Below are 17,686 nucleotides of genomic sequence, written 5' to 3'. Positions count from 1 at the left end.
ATCCGAGGCACCGCTGAGCTCACAACGAGATCACATCTCACGGGCCGAGGGCTGGCGACGCCGCGGACCGCTTCTGCCCGCCCTGATCTTCATGATCGTGGTGACACAGATCCCGTTCCTGTTCACCCTGTTCTACTCCACCCAGTCCTGGAACCTCGTCCGGCCGGGTTCGCGTGCGTTCGTCGGGATCGACAACTACGTCGCGGTGTTCACCGATGCCCAGTTCTGGCGGGTGACGCTCAACACGATCCTGCTGATCGTCGGCACGGTCATCGCGTCGGTGGTACTCGGCCTGGTCTTCGCCCTCCTACTCGACCGTAAGTTCCTGGGGCGCGGGATAGTCCGCACACTGCTCATCACCCCGTTCCTGGTGACCCCGGTCGCCGCGGCGCTGCTGTGGAAGACGAGCCTGCTGTCGCCGACCAACGGACTGGTGAACTGGCTACTCAGTCCCTTCGGCGTCCACACCGACTGGCTCAGTCAGTACCCGCTGATGAGTGTCATCGCAGAACTGGTGTGGCAGTGGACACCGTTCATGATGCTGCTCATCCTGGCCGGGCTGCAGTCGATGCCGCAGGACATCCAGGAGGCCGCCCGCGTGGACGGCGCCACCAGCTTCCGGTTGTTCCGCGAACTGACCCTGCCGCATCTTCGCCGGTTCATCGAACTCGGCGCGGTGCTGGGTGCGATCTACCTGGTCAACACGTTCGACGCGGTCTACATGATGACCTCGGGCGGTCCCGGGGTGTCCTCGGCGAACCTGCCGTTCTACATCTATCAGCGCGCCTTCCTCGGATTCGACATCGGGCAGGCCGCAGCCATGGGCGTTGTCACCGTGATCGGCACGATCGTCGTGGCGTCACTGGCTCTGCGCCTGATCTTCAAGAGCTTCACCGGAAACGAGGAGGCGGCCTGATGACCACCACCAGCCCGACCCGCACGTCGTCGTCGACGACCATCGACGGAGTCGAGATCACCCGGCGGCGCAACCCGCGCGCATCGCTGCTGACCGCATTCACCTGGATCCTGGCCCTGGGCTTCTTCTTCCCGGTGTTGTGGATGGTGCTCACCGCGTTCAAACAGGAGAGCGACGCGGCGACGAACCCGCCGACGTTCATCTTCACCCCCACCCTGGACCAGTTCACAGAGGTCTTCGACGCCGGCATCGCCACACCCCTGCTCAACTCGCTGTTCGCGACCATCGTCTCGACGATCTTGGTGCTGGCACTAGGCGTTCCGGCGGCGTTCGCACTGTCGCTGCGTCCGGTCCGCAAGACCCAGGACGCACTGTTCTTCTTCATCAGCACCAAGATGTTGCCGATCGTGGCCGCGATCATCCCGCTGTACGTCATCGTCGGCCGCATCGGCATGCTCGACAACATCTGGACCCTGGTCATCCTCTACACCGCGATGAACCTGCCGATCGCCGTCTGGATGATGCGCTCGTTCTTCCTCGAGGTCCCCGGAGAACTGTTGGAGGCGGCCAGCATCGACGGAGCAAGCCTGTGGACCTCGGTCCGCGAGGTCATCCTGCCGTTGATCTCCCCCGGCATCGCCGCGACCGCACTGATCTGCGTGATCTTCTCGTGGAACGAGTTCTTCTTCGCCGTCAACATGACCGCCGTCAACGCCCAGACCATGCCGGTGTTCCTCACCGGCTTCATGTCGGGGCAGGGCCTGTATTGGGCGCAACTGTCGGCCGCCTCGGTCCTGGCCGCGCTACCGGTCGTCATCTGCGGCTGGATCGCGCAGAACAAACTCGTCCGCGGCCTCTCGTTTGGTGCGATCAAGTAGCCGCAGCCGGCCCGCCTTCCCCCCACCACTTCCTCGAATCAGGAGCAACCACCATGGCTTCCATCACCTACGACGACGCGTGCTGCGTCTACCCCGGCGCCGACAAACTCGCCGTCGACCGCCTCAACCTCGACATCACCGACGGCGAGTTCATCGTCCTCGTCGGCCCGTCCGGTTCGGGCAAGTCGACCGCCCTGCGCATGCTCGCCGGCCTCGAGGAGATCGACTCCGGCGCCATCCGTATCGGCGGACAGAACATGGTCGGCGTGGCCCCCAAGGACCGCGACATCGCGATGGTCTTCCAGAACTACGCCCTCTACCCCAACAAGACCGTCGGGGAGAACATGGGATTCGCCCTCAAGATGCGTGGCATCGGCGCCGACGAACGCAAACAGAAGGTCGCCGAAGCCGCGCGCCTTCTCGACCTGACCGACTACCTCGACCGCAAGCCCGCCAAACTCTCCGGCGGACAACGCCAACGCGTGGCGATGGGACGTGCCATCGTCCGTGAGCCCCAGGTGTTCTGCATGGACGAGCCACTGTCGAATCTCGACGCCAAACTACGCGTGCAGACCCGCTCCCAGATCGCCGCCCTGCAACGCCGACTCGGCACCACCACCGTCTACGTCACCCACGACCAGGTCGAGGCCATGACCATGGGAGACCGCGTCGCCGTGTTGCGTAACGGGGTCCTACAGCAGTTCTCGACGCCTGCGGATCTGTACGACCGACCGACCAACGCGTTCGTCGCCGGCTTCATCGGCTCGCCCGCGATGAATCTGTTCACCGCTCCGGTCGCCGACGGCGCCATCACGATCGCCGGGTCCACGGTCGACCTCGACGACGAATCGCAGGCATTGCTGCGGCGATCCGGGTTGTCGACGGTGATCGTCGGCATCCGTCCCGAGCACCTCGCGATCGGTGGTGACGCGGGCGTCGACGGCGACGTCGAACTCCTGGAGGAGCTGGGTGCCGAGAGCTACCTGTACGCCCGCGTGAACGATCCGTCGATCAAGACTCTCGACGGCGATCCGGTCACGCTGGTCGCACGCACCCCCCACCGCGCGCCCGCCAAGCTCGGTGACAGCGTCCGGCTCCACCAGTCGGATCGGGCGGTCCACTTGTTCGATCCGACGACGGGTGAGCGGCTGCGGTGAGCTGAGCCCCGTCGGTCGGCGGTGGGCGCTGCTACTGTTACTGCGCCCACCGCACAGAGGAGCGCCCGGTGACGACCGACGACGAGATCTCGACCCCTGCCGCCGATCCCGTTGTCGCGGGCGACGACGGCGACACCGACGCGGGGCGCCTGTCCGGCTGGTGGCGCCGGCACCGTCGCCGGTACGCCTATGCGGGACTCGTCGTCGCCGTGGTGTTCCTGTGGTTCTCGTTGACCCCGTCGCTCCTGCCCCGCGGAGCGTTCTTCCAGGGCGTCGTCAGCGGCGCGTCCGCGGCCGTCGGCTACTGCCTCGGTGTGTTCGGTACCTGGCTGGCACGGTTCATGATCTCGCGCGACGAGCCGTGGCGCCCCGCCGGGCGCCGGGCCTGGATCCTGCTCGGGCTCGCCGCGGCAGTCGGTACCGCCGCCATGTTGTTCTGGTTCGCGCAGTGGCAGAACGACATCCGCGGCCTCATGGGTGTGGACCAGCTCGGCTGGTCAGCATATCCCCTCGTCGCCCTGTTGGCGCTGATCGTGTTCGTGCTGCTGATGAGTCTCGGACAGGCGTTCGCGTACGCGGTCCGCTGGTCGGTGCGACAACTCAATCGGGTCACCCCGCCGCGGATCTCCGCGGTGATCGGCGCCGGCCTCGTGGTGGCGCTGACGGTCTTCGTCCTCAACGGTGTCGTCGCGAAGTACTCCATGCAGTGGCTGAACTCGAGCTTCGCCGCCGCGAACGACGAGACTCGCGCCGAGACGTCTCCACCCGTCTCCGGCCTGCGATCGGGTGGTCCGGGGTCTCTCGTGACCTGGGATTCACTCGGCCGCGAGGGTCGGGTGTTCATCTCGCGCGGACCGGATGTCGGCGCTCTGACCCAGTTCAACGGCGCGCCGGCGACCGAACCGATCCGCGTGTACGCGGGACTCGAATCCGCCGACTCCATCCGAGAGACCGCGGAACTCGCGGCCGACGAGTTGGTCCGGACCGGTGGCCTGCAGCGAGCGATCGTCGTCGTGGGTTCCACCACGGGCAGCGGGTGGGTCAACAAGGCGACCGTCGACTCGCTGGAATACATGTACAACGGCGACATCGCGACCGTCAGCATGCAGTACTCCTACCTGCCGAGCTGGCTCTCGTTCCTGGTCGACAAGGAGCGCGCACGGCAAGCCGGCCGTGCGCTGTTCGAAGCCGTGTCCGAACGGGTCCAGACGGTCCCCGAGGCGGAACGTCCGAAACTCGTCGTCTTCGGCGAGAGTCTCGGATCCTTCGCCGGCGAGGCGGCCTTCGGCACGATCCCGGCGCTGGCGGCACGAACCGACGGCGCACTGTTCAGTGGACCGACGTTCAACAACACGCTCTGGGACGACACCACGCGCAACCGTGATGCGGGTTCGCCGCAGGTCCTTCCGGTCTATGACGACGGATCTCAGGTCAGGTTCATCGCCGATGAGAGCGACCTCGATCACCCGGACACCCCGTGGAAGTCGTCTCGGGTGGTCTATCTGCAGCACGCCAGCGACCCGATCACCTGGTGGAGTCCTCGGCTCATCCTCAACGAGCCGGACTGGTTGCGCGAACCGCGTGGCCGGGATGTGTTGTCCTCCACCCGGTGGATTCCCTTTGTCACCTTCCTTCAGGTCTCGGCGGACATGGCGGTCGCGGTCAATGTGCCGGACGGGCACGGCCACGACTATCTGTCGGCGATCCCCTATGCATGGGCGGCGATGCTGCAGCCACCGAACTGGACCGACGCCAAGACCGAGGCCCTGCTACCCCGACTCACCCGCGACTGAGCGGACGGCGCTCGCCACGCCGGGTGTCGCAGCGGCCGTCACACGTGACCGGTGGCGTCGAACACCCAAATGGTGTCTGCCGCCGCGAGGTCGGCCATCGGAGGACGCAGGCGCACTGTTGACGAGGGTCGCCTGACGAGGGTCGCCGAATCCCAGTAGTCCTTCCACCACGTGATCGCGCCGTCCCGCACATGATGCACGGTGACGAAGGGCAGCACGGCCACCTCACCTGTCGGCCACTCCCACCTCTCGGAGTGCTCATAGATCACGTCGTCACCGTCGACGACGAGCAGGCCGTCATGATTGCGGTGGTCCGACAGCGGTTCGAAGCCGATCTTGATGCGTGCGATGATGTCGGCCGGTCCCCGCGCGGCCAATGTCGGCCCGTACGGCACGTCGGGGTAGCTGCCATCGTCGGCAAGGAACGGCGCCACCGCATCCCAGTCGCGCCGCGACAGTGCTGCCCACAGACCAGGGATCGTGGCCGCCGTATTCGGTCATCGGGCGTCGGCGAGAGTCGAGGTGGCATCACGGCGGACGCCGTTGTCGGCGACCGGGGTGCCCCGGCGACCCGGCCCGGAGAAACTGTCCGGTGCGCGAGGATCCGACGATGTCGGTCGGGACGCCGTGGTCGACGGCCTTGCGACCCGACACGTACACGGCGGTCACGGTGTCGTCGTTTCGATTGACCATGCGTGACATGCCGCCGTAGGCCGGGACCTCTGCCTCGGGGTATGCCTCCAGTGACGTGTCGAGACGCTCCGGATCCACGATCATCAGATCGGCCCGATCCCCCCGGGCGCAGATGTCCGGCATCGATCCCGTACCAGTCCGCCAGTTCCCCGGGCAGTCAGTGCACCGCGGTGGCGACCTCCATGAACGGTTCACCCGCCCGCTCAGCGGAGTACACGTGCCGCAGCAGTCGCAGGCCGAAGTTGTAGAAGGCCATGTTGCGCAGATGTGCGCCGGCGTCGGAGAAGCCGAACTGGATGCCGGGCTCGGCGGCCATCTGCTCGAGGACCTCGGGGCGGTGGTTCGAGATCGTCGTCCGCCAGCGCAGGGCGGTGCCGTGTTCGAGCACGAGGTCCGGGAACGCATCCACCGGATGCACTCCGCCGCGGTCGATCCCGACCTGTCCGAATGACCGACCGATCACCGAGGTGTCCGGACGCTCGACGAGCTCCGCATCGAAGAAGTCCCGATGCCACACGCGCACAACGAACTTCGATTCGTAGTCCTTGCGGAACCGCCTGCGGTATCCGACGTCGCGGAGGAGCTCGTCCCGGTCGACCTGTTCTCTCAGGTGCAGGGCGGCGGCACCGGAACCGAACTCTTCGAAGATCACGAGGTCGATGCCGTCGGGGTAGACCTCGAACGGCACGGGCAGATGCTGCCACCGGAAATCCCCGCCGAACCGGTTGACCAGACCGGCGAGCGGCCCCATCAGCCGGATCGCATACGGCTTCGCCTTGATGTCGTCCGCCGACAGCAGGCTGGTCTTGAGGTGCGGACGACCGATGCCGAGCGATGTGAAGACCTGCGATCCGACATTGAGCGGGTTGGTGATGTCGGGTCCCGCCTGCAGTATCCGGCCCGATCGGCGAAGCAGCGATTTCAGCCGACGTAGTTCCCGCGGCCTCGCATACGTGGACGGCAGTGTGCGCGAGCGGCACGTATCACCGTCGAGCTTGTCGAACAGCAACTCTTGGGATGACATCCCGACGAACCCTGCCTGCAGGGCCATGCCGAGCCATCGTTCCATCTGCGCCTGCTCCGAGGCGGTGGGGCGCACATCCTTTCGCGTGGCGCGGTCCAGACCCATTGCGGCCGTTCGCATGTCCGAGTGGCCGATGAACGCCGCGACGTTGGGGCCGAGCGCGCGATCCTCCAGGGCGTCGACATAGTCACGCGCCGACGACCAGGTCTTGTGCTGATCGACGGCGTCGATCACGTGACGCCGCGGAATGGCCTCGACGCGGCCGAACAGGTCGCCGGCTTCGCGGCCGTCGACGTCGATCGTCGACAACGAGCACGACCCGACCACCACGGTGGTGATGCCATGACGAAGCGACTCCGAGAGTTCCGGCTGCGCGAGGTCCTCGACGTCGTAGTGGGTGTGGATATCGACCACGGCGGGCATCACCCACTGTCCGTCCGCTTCGACGACGTCCAGGCAGCCGGTGTCGTCGAGGGGTTCGGCCGTGACGATGGCGACCACTCCGTCACGGATGCCGATCGTGCGCACCGCCGGGGGCGTGCCGCTGCCGGCGAACCACAGACCGTTGCGGTGATTGTGTCGTAGGTCACGGAATCCTTGGAGACTCGGGCGTCAACGATCGAGTAGACATTTCTTCAGATCTGTACACCTGATCCACGGACGAGCCTCCCCCGCCGCCGGGTCGACAGAGCAAGAACGGTCAGGCGCACGGCCCGCCGGTCGGCGGATACTCGGAGCATGACCGAAGCCGGACGCGACCGGATCCGCGAACTCCTCGACGCGGTACTCGACGACGACCACCGCACCCTCGACGACATGGCGTCGGGTGCGCACGCATCGCCGTTCCACTTCAGCCGGCAGTTCTCCCGGCATCTCGGGGAGGCACCGGTCGCACTTCGGCGGCGTGTGCTCCTCGAGCGGGCGGCCTGGATGCTCCAACGCGGAGAGTCGGTGACCGACACCGCGTTCGGATCCGGCTACGAATCGGTGGAGGGATTCGCCCGTGCGTTCACACGGGCGTTCGGACACCCGCCGAGTCGGCTGGGGGCGCGGTCGGATCGCGGACATTGGTTACCGGCCCCGAACGGAATCCACTTCCACTCTCCGACAGTCCTCTACGTCGACTCCGGCGGCGCTACCGAGAGTTCGGAGGAGTCCACCGGCGACATCGTGTCGCTCATGGTGCGCCACGACCTCGAGGACGTGTCCGCCTTGCTGGAGGCCGCCAAGGGGATCGGCGCCGAGGAACTCCACGCGGTACGCATGCGCGGGCACAGCCCGCTCGCGTGGAACGGCGCCGAGGAGACACTGGCGCAGGTGTACACGCATCTGGTACTCGACAAGGTGCCGTGGTTGGCGAGTATCGCCGGCGACGACGATCCCGATCTCACCGTCACCGGGGACATCGCGGGTCTGATCGAGCGGCACGCCGACACCGCTCCCCGATGGTTGGCCCTCACCCGCGACATCGACCGTCGCGGAGCGTGGTCCGACCGCATCGTCGACGCGATCTGTGATCCACCCGAATCGTTTGTGCTGTCGCAGATCTGGGCACACGTACTGACCTTCTCGGCTCATCGCAGGCAGATCGCCCGCTGGATGCTGGCCCAGACAGGGATGATCACCGACGCCGGCGACCCCGACCCGATCATGTGGCACCGCCGCCGGTCCGGGGGATTCTGATGCGGTCGAGGCGGTGAGTCGGCTGTCGCCGCGCCTGGCGGCGGCCGTCGGCGCCCTGCCGCTGCGGCCCGGTCTCCGCGTTCTCGAGATCGGTTGTGGGTCAGGCGCGGCCGCCCGCGCGGTGGCGCAGCTCGTCGGACCGGACGGTCACGTACTCGGCGTCGACAGATCCGAACGAGCGGTAGGCACAGCGATCGCGAGCTCCGGTGGACTCATCCGAGCGGGTCTGCTCCGGTTCGTGTGCACTCCGGTCGAGGATCTCGTGCTACCCGACGACACGCCGCCGTTCGACCTGGCCGTCGCGATCCGCGTCGGAGCGTTCGACGGTCGACATCCCGACCTGCTGGACGCGGCCCTCCACCGGGTACGTGCGGCACTACGCCCCGGCGGCCCGTTCTACATCGACTCGCCGAGACCTGGGATTCCACTGCAGGAGATCGTGGTCGACACGTGATCAGCCTCGGCCACCAGGCGGACCTCAGGCGTCGCCGATGCCGAACCGGCGATCGGTGTCGAGCCCGCGAGCCCACCGCGGCAGGATGAAGATGCCCTCGGCCTCCGCACAGACGCCGTCGGGTGTCGCGATGGTCCCCGACGCGAACGACTTGTGCCCCTCGGTGCGATCGAGTCGCCCCTCGACGCGGATCGGGCCGAGCTTGGTCCCCTGCCGATACCGGATGGAGAGCGTCCCCGTCATCCCGGGCGCCCCGGCGTGGACCGCGGCGTTGCCCAGCACCTGATCGAGGATCATCGCGATGACGCCGCCATGGACCAGTCCCGGCGGCCCCTCGTACTGCGGACCCAGCGTGAACTCGGCCCACACATGGTCCGACTCGGCCCGGAAGTCGACCGGCGGCGCGATCGGGTTCCGGATCCCCTCGACCGCGTTTCCCCAGTTACGTTGTCGTCCATCCGAGTTGAACCTGATGCCGAAAGAGGTGTCGATCCGCCGACGACCCAGCAGGGCCGCAGCGGCGTCGATGTGGCGCTGCGCCTCGATCTGTTCGTCATCGGACACGTCGGTGACCACCGTCGCCGCCACCAGATCGCGGACGCTGTCGGCCAGTTCGCGCGCGCAGTCGATCCGACGCGTCAACTCCTCTGCAGGGATGTCGTCGTCGGTGAAGTATCCACTCATGCGCACCTCGTATCGTCGGCTCACCGGCGGGCGGACGGCTCTACCCGAGCAAACGTATCGCACCCGCCCGGTGTCCCCTGTCGCCGTCCCATCTGTACCGGCCGGCAAACAAACGAGAACACGTTCTCGTTCTTGCTACGGTGACGTATGGCCCGTATCGGTGGTTTCGCGGATGACGACATCGTGGGCTGGCTCGGCCTGTCCCCCACGCTCGGCGGAGCCCTCGGCTCCTACGCCGACGCGGTGTACAACCGGGGCCGGCTCGACGCGCGTACCCGGGAGCTCGCACGCATGGTGATCGCCGGTCACAACGAGTGCGCGGTGTGCCGCAACACCCGCGCGGAAGCGAGCGGTCTCGACGAGGAGTTCTACCTCCACGTGGACGACTGGGCGACCTGGGCGGGCTACACTCCGGCCGAACGGGTCGCCGCCGAGTTCGCGCACCGTTTCGCGACCGACCACGTCGGACTACGCGAGGACGAGGAGTTCTGGGAGCGCTGTCACCCCGCACTCTCCGACGAGCTGATCGTCGATCTGGCGCTCTCCTGTGCTCTGTGGCTCGGTCAGGGACGTGCGCTGCGAGTCCTCGATGTCGGCCAAGCGTGCCGCCTCACGGTCTGACCTCGTCTACTGACCGGTAACCTCACCGTCATGAGCGATCAACAGTGGAATGCGTTCGAGGTCTCCATCGCCGATTTCATCGCCGAGGTGACCCTCACCGGCCCGGGCAAGGGCAACGCCATGGGGCCCGACTTCTGGCGCGAGCTGCCGGAGATCTGCGCGCAACTCGATCGCGACGACGACGTCCGCGCCATCGTGCTGACCGGCGCGGGATCGCATTTCTCCTACGGCCTGGATCTGGCCGCCATGGGTGGCGACCTGGCACCGGTGCTCGCGGACGGCGCGAAGGCACGAGCACGGACGGAGTTCCACGACAGCATCCGTCGTCTCCAGGCCGCGATCTCGGCGGTTGCCGACTGCCGCAAGCCCGTCATCGCCGCCGTATCCGGCTGGTGCATCGGCGGTGGCGTGGACCTGATCAGCGCCGCCGACATCCGCTATGCGAGCAGCGACGCCAAGTTCAGCGTCCGCGAGGTGCGGGTCGCCATGGTCGCCGACGTGGGCAGCTTCGCCCGCCTGCCCGCGATCATCGGTGACGGTCATCTGCGTGAGCTCGCCCTGACCGGCAAGGACGTCGACGCCGAGCGGGCAGCCCACATCGGTCTGGTCAACGATGTCTTCGACGATCGGGAGGCGGTGCTGGCAGCGGCGCGTGCCACGGCCGCAGAGATCGCTGCGAACCCGCCACTCGTCGTGCACGGCGTCAAGGCGGTCCTCGATCACAGCCGGCGCGCTGCGGTCGAGGACAGCCTGCGTTACGTGGCGGCCTGGAACTCGGCGTTCCTGCCCAGCGACGACCTCACCGAAGCGGTCACCGCGGTCTTCCAGAAGCGGCCTCCCGAGTTCCGGGGCGCCTGAGCACGTTCAGGGTCGGGACGCAGGTTCCAGCAGGAAGACCGGTATCCGCCGCGGGGTGCGCCGCACGTACAGGTCGAAGTTGGGCCACACGTCGACCATCGTCGCCCATGCGGTCTCGCGTTCGGCCCCGTCCAGTTCGCGCCAGGTCATGGTCGTCGTCGTGCCGCGGTGCCCGACGCCGACGGTGTCGGCCGCCCGGATGTTGAAGACCCATTGCGGCATGTCGCGACTGCCGAAGTAGGAGCCGGCGATCAGCCACGCGCCGCCGTCGGTCGGCACCGCCAGAAGTCGGGTCGACCGGACGACGCCGCTCTTGCGCCCCTTCACGCTCAGCTCGATGTTCGGCAGACCGCCGATGTCGAGCAATCCGTAGCGGCCTCCGGTCAGTTTGTGCATCGCGTTGTCGACGATCACGATCTGCGGGAGAAGCCGCGGCATCCAACTGATCGATCCGATCTTCACTGCCAACGGTGTGAGGGCACCCATGCCCCCAGTGTGACATCGCGGCGCACGTAGCACGTTTCGCGGACGGCGGCTCGACTCTATCCACAGGTCCGCGAGGCTGTGGACGACGTGGTCACCTCGGCGCGATCACCGTCGAAGATCAAGCCATGACCATCCACGACACCGCCATCCCCCACATCGACACCGCCCTGGAGCCGTTCGCCGGCGCCGACGAACTCCGTCAGCGCTGGCGAGCGCTGATGGGACCGCTCGGATTCTCCGAGTCCCTGCTCTGGTTCAGCGTCATCGACACCGACAACCGCTTCGGGCCTCCCCTGCATCAGGTCGAGCTGCCCGCCCTGCCCGACGACGTACTCTCCGATCTGCTCATGAGCAATCTCGGGCGGACCCTCGGTGAGATCCGTGAACTCTCGGTCGCCATGCTCCTGACCCGCCCGGGACGGGACGGCGTCACCGCCGACGACATGACCTGGGCGCAGATGCTGACCCGTGACGCACGACGACACGGGGTCCGCCTGCATCCGATCCATCGCGCCAACGACAGCGAGCTCGTGGCCTTGACGATCGCCGATGCGGCCGCTTGACTCGCAATCAGCGGCGGCGCCTGGACTCGCGGCGGCGGGGACACGGGAGGACACATGGGTATCGGCGGTCGCGTCCTGGTCGACGGAGGGCAGACGGGTACCCGTCTGCGGATCGTCGGCGGGACCGACGCCGGCACCCAGGGTGACCACGAGAGCGCCCCCATCCACACCGACCGGCCGGTGGTCCCGCAGATCGCCACGGCGGCAAGCGAACTCATCACCGGAGCGGGCCTGTCGGCCCGCGAGCTGGCCGCAGGCGTCTCCGGTCTCACCCCGGAGGCCACCCGGCCCGCCGATCTGCGGGACGCGGTCGGCGCACTCGGCATCCGGTCGGTGGCGTTGGCCCATGACTCGATCTCGGCTTACCTGGCAGCCAACCGTTTCGAGTTCGGTGCCGTCGTCGCCGTCGGTACCGGCGTGGTGACCCTCGGGGTCGGACGCTCGGGGACCGCCCGGGTGGACGGCTGGGGACATCTCGTCGGCGACGCGGGCAGCGCCTACTGGATCGGCCGCGCGGGTCTCGACGCCGCTTTGCGCCTACGACGGACGCGGCCCGGCCACCGGACTCGAGGAGTCCGCCGTCGACGAGTTCGGCGCTCTCCCCGAACTCTACATGGTGTTGCAGACAGACCCCGATCGGGTCTCCCGGACAGCCGGGTTCGCCCGCGCCGTCGCCGATCTCGCCCGGGCGGGCGACGCCGTCGCCTCGGCCATCAACGCCGCGGCCGCCGCCGAACTGGCGGACTCCGTACACGCCGCGCTGGTCCGCAGCGGCCACGATGCCGGTTCCGGCGCACGCGTCAGCTGGATGGGCAACGTGCTCACGCACAACGATCAGATCCGCGACCGCTTCGTCGAACTGGTCACCCACACGCATCCCGGGGTCACCGTCGGTGAGCCGTTCGGCGGGTCACTCGACGGCGTGGGCCTGCTACTCGACGTTCCCCGGGACCATCCGCTGGCGGCCGAGGTCCATCGCGCCTGACCGGCACCGACGTCAGGTGAGAACTCAGTCCTGCGCCGACAACGACTCGGTCAGGGTGCCGGCGAGAAGTCGCGCGAACTCAGCCGGGTCACCGAGCTCGCCACCCTCGGCGATCACGGCCATGCCATACAGGAGCTTGGCCGTCGGGACGAGGGCCGCGTGGTCGTCGGAGGCGCCGTAGGCAGCGTTGAGGCCGGCGACAAGCGGATGATCGGCGTTGAGCTCCAGGGCCCGTTTGGTCTTCGGGAGCTCCTGACCCGACGCGCGGTAAAGCTTCTCCAGCTGCGGCGACATCGAGAAGGTGTCCCCGACGAGGCAGGCTGCCGATTCCGTCAGACGCGACGACAGCCGCGCCTCGTTGACGTCGTCGGTCAGGGTCTCGGCCAGCCAGCCGAGCAGCCCGGAGAACTCGTCGGAACGCTTCTCCTTGTCCGCCTTGGCCCTGTCGCCGTCGCCGGAATCATCCGATTCGAGGTCGTCGAGGTCGACTGCCCCCTTGGCGATCGAGGTGAACGACCGGCCGTCGAACTCGACCCCGCTGCCGACCCACATCTCGTCGACGGGATCGGTGAGCAACAGGACCTCGATGTTCTTGGCGCGGAACGCCTCGATATGCGGGGAGTTCTCGATCTGCTGCCGGGACTCACCGGTCATGTAGTAGATCGTGTCCTGCCCGCTGCGCATACGTCCGATGTAGTCGGCGAGGGTGGTCAGGCCGTCCTCGGATTCGGTCGACGCGAACGACGACGCCTTCAACAGCGCGTCGCGGTTGTCGAGGTCGTTGACCAGCCCCTCCTTCCACACGCGGCCGAAGTTCTCCCAGAACGTCGCGTAGTCGTCGGGGCGCGCACCACGCATCTCCGAGACGGTGGAGATGATCCGCTTGGTGAGGCGACGCCGGATGGCGCGGATCTGCCGGTCCTGCTGCAGGATCTCGCGCGAGACGTTCAGCGACAGGTCGGCGGCGTCGACGACCCCCTTGACGAAGCGCAGGTACTCCGGGATCAGTTCTTCGCAGTCGTCCATGATGAAGACGCGCTTCACGTAGAGCTGGACGCCCGATGCGCGCTCACGCATGAAGAGGTCGAAGGGCGCCTGGGTGGGGATGAAGAGCAGCGCCTGGTACTCGAAGGTGCCCTCGGCCTTGACCGTGATGACCTCGAGCGGTTCGTCCCACGCGTGCCCGATGTGGCGGTAGAACTCGTGGTACTCCTCGGTGGTCACCTCGTCGGAGGACTTGGCCCACAACGCCTTCCGCGAGTTGATGACCTCGCTGACGATCTCGGTCCGAGGCTCGTCGCCGTCGGCGGTGTCGTCGGAATCCTCGCCCGAGGACGCCACCGGCTTCTCGACGTCCATCCGGATCGGCCACGCGATGAAGTCGGAGTACCGCTTGACCAGCTGCCGCAGCTTCGTCGGATCGGTGTAGTCGTACAGGTGGTCGTCGGTGTCGACGGGCTTGAGGGCCAAGGTCACCGACGTCCCCTGCGGCGCGTCGTCGACGTCGTCGATCGTATACGTGCCGTCGCCGGTCGACTCCCAACGCGTGCCGGTCGGCTCGCCGGCACGGCGCGTCACCAGGGTGACCTTGTCGGCGACCATGAACGTCGAGTAGAACCCGATGCCGAACTGCCCGATCAATTCCTCGGACGCCGCCGAGTCCTTGACCTCGGCGAGTGTGCGGCGCAGCTCGGCGGTGCCCGAGCGGGCCAGCGTGCCGATCAATCCGATGACGTCGTCGCGCGACATGCCGATGCCGTTGTCGCGCACGGTCAGGGTCCGCGCATCGGCGTCCGCGACGAGCTCGATGTGGAGATCGGTGGTGTCGACCGTCAGGTCCTTGTCCTGCAGCGACTCCAGCCGGATCTTGTCCAGGGCGTCCGATGCGTTGGAGATCAGCTCCCGTAGGAAACTGTCCTTGTTCGAGTACACCGAGTGCACCATGAGATCCAGCAATTGCCGGGTCTCGGCCTGGAACTCGCGAACCTCTGTCTGACCACTCATATCTGACCCTCCGACTGCGTGTCACTGCCGGAGCCGGATATTACCGATCGGCGGATTGGCTACTCTGAAGTGGGTCGCTCCGTTGCCCGGTACGTCGCGAGTTCCATCGGGCGTCCGGCATCCGGCCGACGCCGCCACAGGAAGGCAGGTGAATGCCCCCTCCCCGTCTGCTGTTCGTGCATGCGCACCCGGACGACGAGTCACTGTGGACGGGCGGGATCATCGCCCGTCACACCGCACACGGCGGCGACGCCGACCTGATCATGTGCACCTGGGCGGAGGGCACCACCCGACATGCGGAACTGGTCGATGCTGCCCGCGCCCTGGGGCTCCCCCGTCCCCCGATCATGCTCGGGTACGCCGACGACCGGGTTCCCGAGTCCGCCCCGGACGCGCAGCGGTTCTGCACCGTGCCGTTCGACGACCAGGTCCGGCGCGTCGTGTCGCATATCCGTGAGTTCCGCCCGGACGCGATCGTCACCTACGACCCGATCGGCATCTACGGCCATCCCGATCACATCCATGCACATCGACTCGCCGCCGCCGCCGCCGATGCGGCCGCCAGTCCGCGCCTGTACCGCTCCGAGGGCGACGCCTGGCAGACCCGGTCGCTGTACTTCGTGACTATCGCGGAGTGGATGGTCGAGGACGTGCAGGGAGATCTGTTCGCCAGCACACCGCGCGACTACCTGCCCGGCACGGCGGAGTCGGCGATCGACCTGACGCTCGACGTCGCGGAATGGCACGATCACAAGGCGGCCGGGATCTCCTCGCACCGCACCGAACTCAAGCGCAGTCGGACGATGCAGGCGCTCATGTCGCTGCCGCCCGACCGGCGTGGACGACTCCTCGGAACCGAGAATTTCCTCCGCCGGGACCTGGTGCCCGGCGGGGTCGACATCGTCTGAGACCCGACCGAGGCAGCGTCGAACCCGGTCGGCGGGAAGCTGGGCATGATGGGCGAGAAACCGGTCCCCGTCAGGTGAGGTGGGGTCGGCCGCCGGCTCCGGGCTGGGTGACGTCGGTGTCGGCGACCCGGATCGGTGAGCGCAGCCCGCTGGCACGCTGCACGCGCCGGGTGACAGCGGCCGCGAGGACCTCGGGCGAGCCGATGATGCGGACGTGGCGTCGGGCGCGGGTGATGGCCGTGTACACCAGCTCGCGGGTGAGCAGTTCGGAGCCCTCGGGGGGCAGCACGACGGTGACACCGTCGAACTGGCTGCCCTGACTGCGGTGGATCGTCATCGCGTACAGAGAGACCACGTCGGCGAGCTGGGTCGGGTGGACGCGGCGGACGTCCGCACCGCGGCGGAAGACGACCTCGGCCGACCCCTCGGCGCCGATGACGACGCCCGAATCCCCGTTGAAGATCGCGTTCTGACGGTCGTTGGCGGTCACCATGAGCGGGCGCCCGGGGTGCAGCAGGGTGGAATCGGCATCGAGGTGATGCTGACCGGGCAGTTGCGCGAGCCATTCGACGACCCGTCTCGACCAGCCCTGCACACCCCAGCCGCCCTCGCGATGCGCGCACAGCACACGGTGGCGATCGAGCGCATCGAGCGCTGCTGCGGCATCGGCGTCACGCGCGGCGGCGTCCAGCGCGACGCCCCATGCCTCCACGTCGGCGCGGACGCCGTCGAGATCGTCGGTCGCCTCGAGCACGACATCGGTGAACGCCGGATCGGTGACCATCGCGACGACGGCATCGGAATCGCCGGCGTTGATCGCCTCCGCGACCATCGCGATCCCACCTCCGAAGCGGTGACCGCGGCGGAGCGTCACCACCCCGTGGTCGACGCGGTCGCGGTCCGGGAGCCGCGCCATCACCGACGGCTCGATGACGCCGTCGGCGATGGACGTCGGGGGCTCGGCGACCTCCCGCTCGACGAGATCGGCCAACACCGCTCCGGCCTCGACCGAGGCCAGCTGATGCGGATCGCCGACCAGGATCACACGAGCGTCGGCACGTACGGCGTCGAGGAGTTTGCTCATCGCGGTCATCGACAACATCGACGTCTCGTCGACGACGACGACGTCGTAGGGCAGCTTGTTGCCGCGGTTGTGCCGCGGCACCGACCCCGGCCGCCACCCGAGCAGCGAGTGCACGGTGACCGCCCGCACCGACGACGGCGCGGCCGGGTCCGACGACACCGCCGCCTGCAGCTGTGCCGCCGCGCGCCCGGTCGGGGCGCACAGCCCGATCCGTGCGTTCCCGCCGGCCAACCGATCGAGCACGGCCAGGATACGGGCCACCGTGTACGTCTTGCCGGTGCCCGGCCCACCCGCGACGACCAACGTCCAGCTGACCGCCGCCAGCTGCGCGGCGACCCGCTGCAGGTCGACCTCGGCGGGGTCAGGTGGGCCGAACACCTCGGCGACCGCGGCGGCCACGGCCGCCGGATCGACGTCCGGTCGCCGCTCCCCGCGAACGGCGAGCACCGATCGGATCAACTCCTCCTGTCGGAAGTATTTACGCAGGTAGAGAAGTGGGCCGTCGGCGGAGTCGGCGAGAACCAGCGGGCGCAACGGCCCGGTTGTGGCACCACGCACGAGGACGCTCTCGGCCAACGCGCTTCGTAACTCGTCGGGTGCGGGGATCGCCGCGGCGAGATCCTCACCGACCAGTTCGGCCACCCGCGAGATGGCCAGGCATGTCGAGCCGAATCGGACCGCACGGACGGCGAGCGCCGCTCCGATACGAGCCGTCTCGTCGATGACCTCGCCGGACAGGCGTGCCAACCGCTCGGTGACGTGGACGTCGGCGGCATCGAGCACGCCGAGCTCGTTGAGTGTTGCCAGTAGTCCCCCGCCGACCGCGACGACGCGCGCGTCGTGGTCGTCGCGGCGCGGCATCTCCGCCGCCACCGCCGCCACCGGTGTCGTCGAG

At 67.9% G+C, this 17,686-nt stretch carries 15 protein-coding genes and 2 pseudogenes; 11 read left to right on the top strand and 6 right to left on the bottom strand.

Annotated features, from left to right (window positions below; genetic code table 11):
* The first annotated feature begins 13 nt into the window (after positions 1-13).
* The 4 genes from QSJ19_RS14845 (at position 14) to QSJ19_RS14830 (ending at position 4,744) form a co-directional block, all read left to right on the top strand.
* Positions 14-916 (top strand): carbohydrate ABC transporter permease, encoded by a 903-nt coding sequence (locus QSJ19_RS14845; RefSeq protein WP_286321548.1) that lies wholly within the window; start codon positions 14-16, stop codon positions 914-916.
* Entirely contained in the window at positions 916-1,794 is an 879-nt protein-coding gene (locus QSJ19_RS14840; protein WP_286321447.1) for a carbohydrate ABC transporter permease, read from the top strand. The genes QSJ19_RS14845 and QSJ19_RS14840 overlap by 1 nt, the downstream gene beginning before the upstream one ends.
* A 53-nt stretch (positions 1,795-1,847) precedes the next feature.
* Positions 1,848-2,951: an ABC transporter ATP-binding protein gene (locus tag QSJ19_RS14835; protein ID WP_286321446.1), complete on the top strand. Its 1,104-nt coding sequence runs from the start codon at positions 1,848-1,850 to the stop codon at positions 2,949-2,951.
* 68 nt (positions 2,952-3,019) lie between these two features.
* Positions 3,020-4,744 (top strand): alpha/beta hydrolase, encoded by a 1,725-nt coding sequence (locus tag QSJ19_RS14830; protein ID WP_502876187.1) that lies wholly within the window; start codon positions 3,020-3,022, stop codon positions 4,742-4,744.
* Positions 4,745-4,782: 38 nt separating this feature from the next.
* Here QSJ19_RS14830 and QSJ19_RS14825 read toward each other — a convergent pair whose 3' ends face one another.
* Positions 4,783-5,223, bottom strand: a complete 441-nt coding sequence (locus QSJ19_RS14825) for a nuclear transport factor 2 family protein (RefSeq protein WP_286321546.1) — start codon at positions 5,221-5,223, stop codon at positions 4,783-4,785.
* 49 nt (positions 5,224-5,272) lie between these two features.
* Positions 5,273-7,051, bottom strand: a pseudogene (locus QSJ19_RS14820) (N-acyl-D-amino-acid deacylase family protein).
* A gap of 148 nt (positions 7,052-7,199) precedes the next feature.
* On the opposite strand from QSJ19_RS14820, the gene QSJ19_RS14815 reads away from it, so the two are divergent.
* Together QSJ19_RS14815 and QSJ19_RS14810 are read left to right on the top strand one after the other, a co-directional pair.
* Positions 7,200-8,144 carry a helix-turn-helix transcriptional regulator gene (locus QSJ19_RS14815; RefSeq protein WP_286321444.1) on the top strand — a complete coding sequence of 315 codons (945 nt, stop codon included), beginning with the start codon at positions 7,200-7,202 and terminating at the stop codon, positions 8,142-8,144.
* Positions 8,145-8,157: 13 nt separating this feature from the next.
* Complete coding sequence (locus tag QSJ19_RS14810; protein WP_286321442.1) at positions 8,158-8,598, top strand: methyltransferase domain-containing protein; 441 nt, start codon at positions 8,158-8,160, stop codon at positions 8,596-8,598.
* 24 nt (positions 8,599-8,622) lie between these two features.
* Here QSJ19_RS14810 and QSJ19_RS14805 read toward each other — a convergent pair whose 3' ends face one another.
* Positions 8,623-9,282 (bottom strand): PaaI family thioesterase, encoded by a 660-nt coding sequence (locus QSJ19_RS14805; protein WP_286321441.1) that lies wholly within the window; start codon positions 9,280-9,282, stop codon positions 8,623-8,625.
* 147 nt (positions 9,283-9,429) lie between these two features.
* On the opposite strand from QSJ19_RS14805, the gene QSJ19_RS14800 reads away from it, so the two are divergent.
* Entirely contained in the window at positions 9,430-9,903 is a 474-nt protein-coding gene (locus QSJ19_RS14800; RefSeq protein ID WP_286321440.1) for a carboxymuconolactone decarboxylase family protein, read from the top strand.
* Positions 9,904-9,933: 30 nt separating this feature from the next.
* Positions 9,934-10,761: a crotonase/enoyl-CoA hydratase family protein gene (locus tag QSJ19_RS14795; RefSeq protein ID WP_286321439.1), complete on the top strand. Its 828-nt coding sequence runs from the start codon at positions 9,934-9,936 to the stop codon at positions 10,759-10,761.
* A 6-nt stretch (positions 10,762-10,767) separates the two neighbouring features.
* On the opposite strand, the gene QSJ19_RS14790 is transcribed toward QSJ19_RS14795, so the two are convergent.
* The gene (locus tag QSJ19_RS14790; protein WP_286321438.1) at positions 10,768-11,247 is read right to left on the bottom strand and encodes a nitroreductase family deazaflavin-dependent oxidoreductase; all 480 of its coding nucleotides are present in this window, start codon (positions 11,245-11,247) and stop codon (positions 10,768-10,770) included.
* Between the two features lie 125 nt (positions 11,248-11,372).
* On the opposite strand from QSJ19_RS14790, the gene QSJ19_RS14785 reads away from it, so the two are divergent.
* Both QSJ19_RS14785 and QSJ19_RS14780 read left to right on the top strand, forming a co-directional pair.
* The gene (locus tag QSJ19_RS14785; RefSeq protein WP_286321437.1) at positions 11,373-11,810 is read left to right on the top strand and encodes a hypothetical protein; all 438 of its coding nucleotides are present in this window, start codon (positions 11,373-11,375) and stop codon (positions 11,808-11,810) included.
* A gap of 54 nt (positions 11,811-11,864) precedes the next feature.
* Positions 11,865-12,795, top strand: a pseudogene (locus QSJ19_RS14780) (BadF/BadG/BcrA/BcrD ATPase family protein).
* A gap of 24 nt (positions 12,796-12,819) precedes the next feature.
* On the opposite strand, the gene htpG reads toward QSJ19_RS14780, so the two are convergent.
* Positions 12,820-14,799 carry a molecular chaperone HtpG gene (htpG, locus tag QSJ19_RS14775; RefSeq protein WP_286321436.1) on the bottom strand — a complete coding sequence of 660 codons (1,980 nt, stop codon included), beginning with the start codon at positions 14,797-14,799 and terminating at the stop codon, positions 12,820-12,822.
* Between the two features lie 152 nt (positions 14,800-14,951).
* Between htpG and QSJ19_RS14770 the strand changes: the two genes are divergently transcribed.
* Positions 14,952-15,707: a PIG-L family deacetylase gene (locus QSJ19_RS14770; RefSeq protein ID WP_286321434.1), complete on the top strand. Its 756-nt coding sequence runs from the start codon at positions 14,952-14,954 to the stop codon at positions 15,705-15,707.
* Between the two features lie 70 nt (positions 15,708-15,777).
* Here QSJ19_RS14770 and recD read toward each other — a convergent pair whose 3' ends face one another.
* Complete coding sequence (gene recD / locus QSJ19_RS14765; RefSeq protein WP_286321545.1) at positions 15,778-17,652, bottom strand: exodeoxyribonuclease V subunit alpha; 1,875 nt, start codon at positions 17,650-17,652, stop codon at positions 15,778-15,780.
* Positions 17,653-17,686 lie beyond the last annotated feature (34 nt).

Origin of the sequence: Gordonia sp. ABSL11-1, assembly GCF_030315685.1 — a bacterium.
GTDB lineage: Bacteria > Actinomycetota > Actinomycetes > Mycobacteriales > Mycobacteriaceae > Gordonia.
The sequence above is the reverse complement of the archived record's forward strand: the minus strand, read 5'-3'. Positions and strand labels throughout refer to the sequence as shown.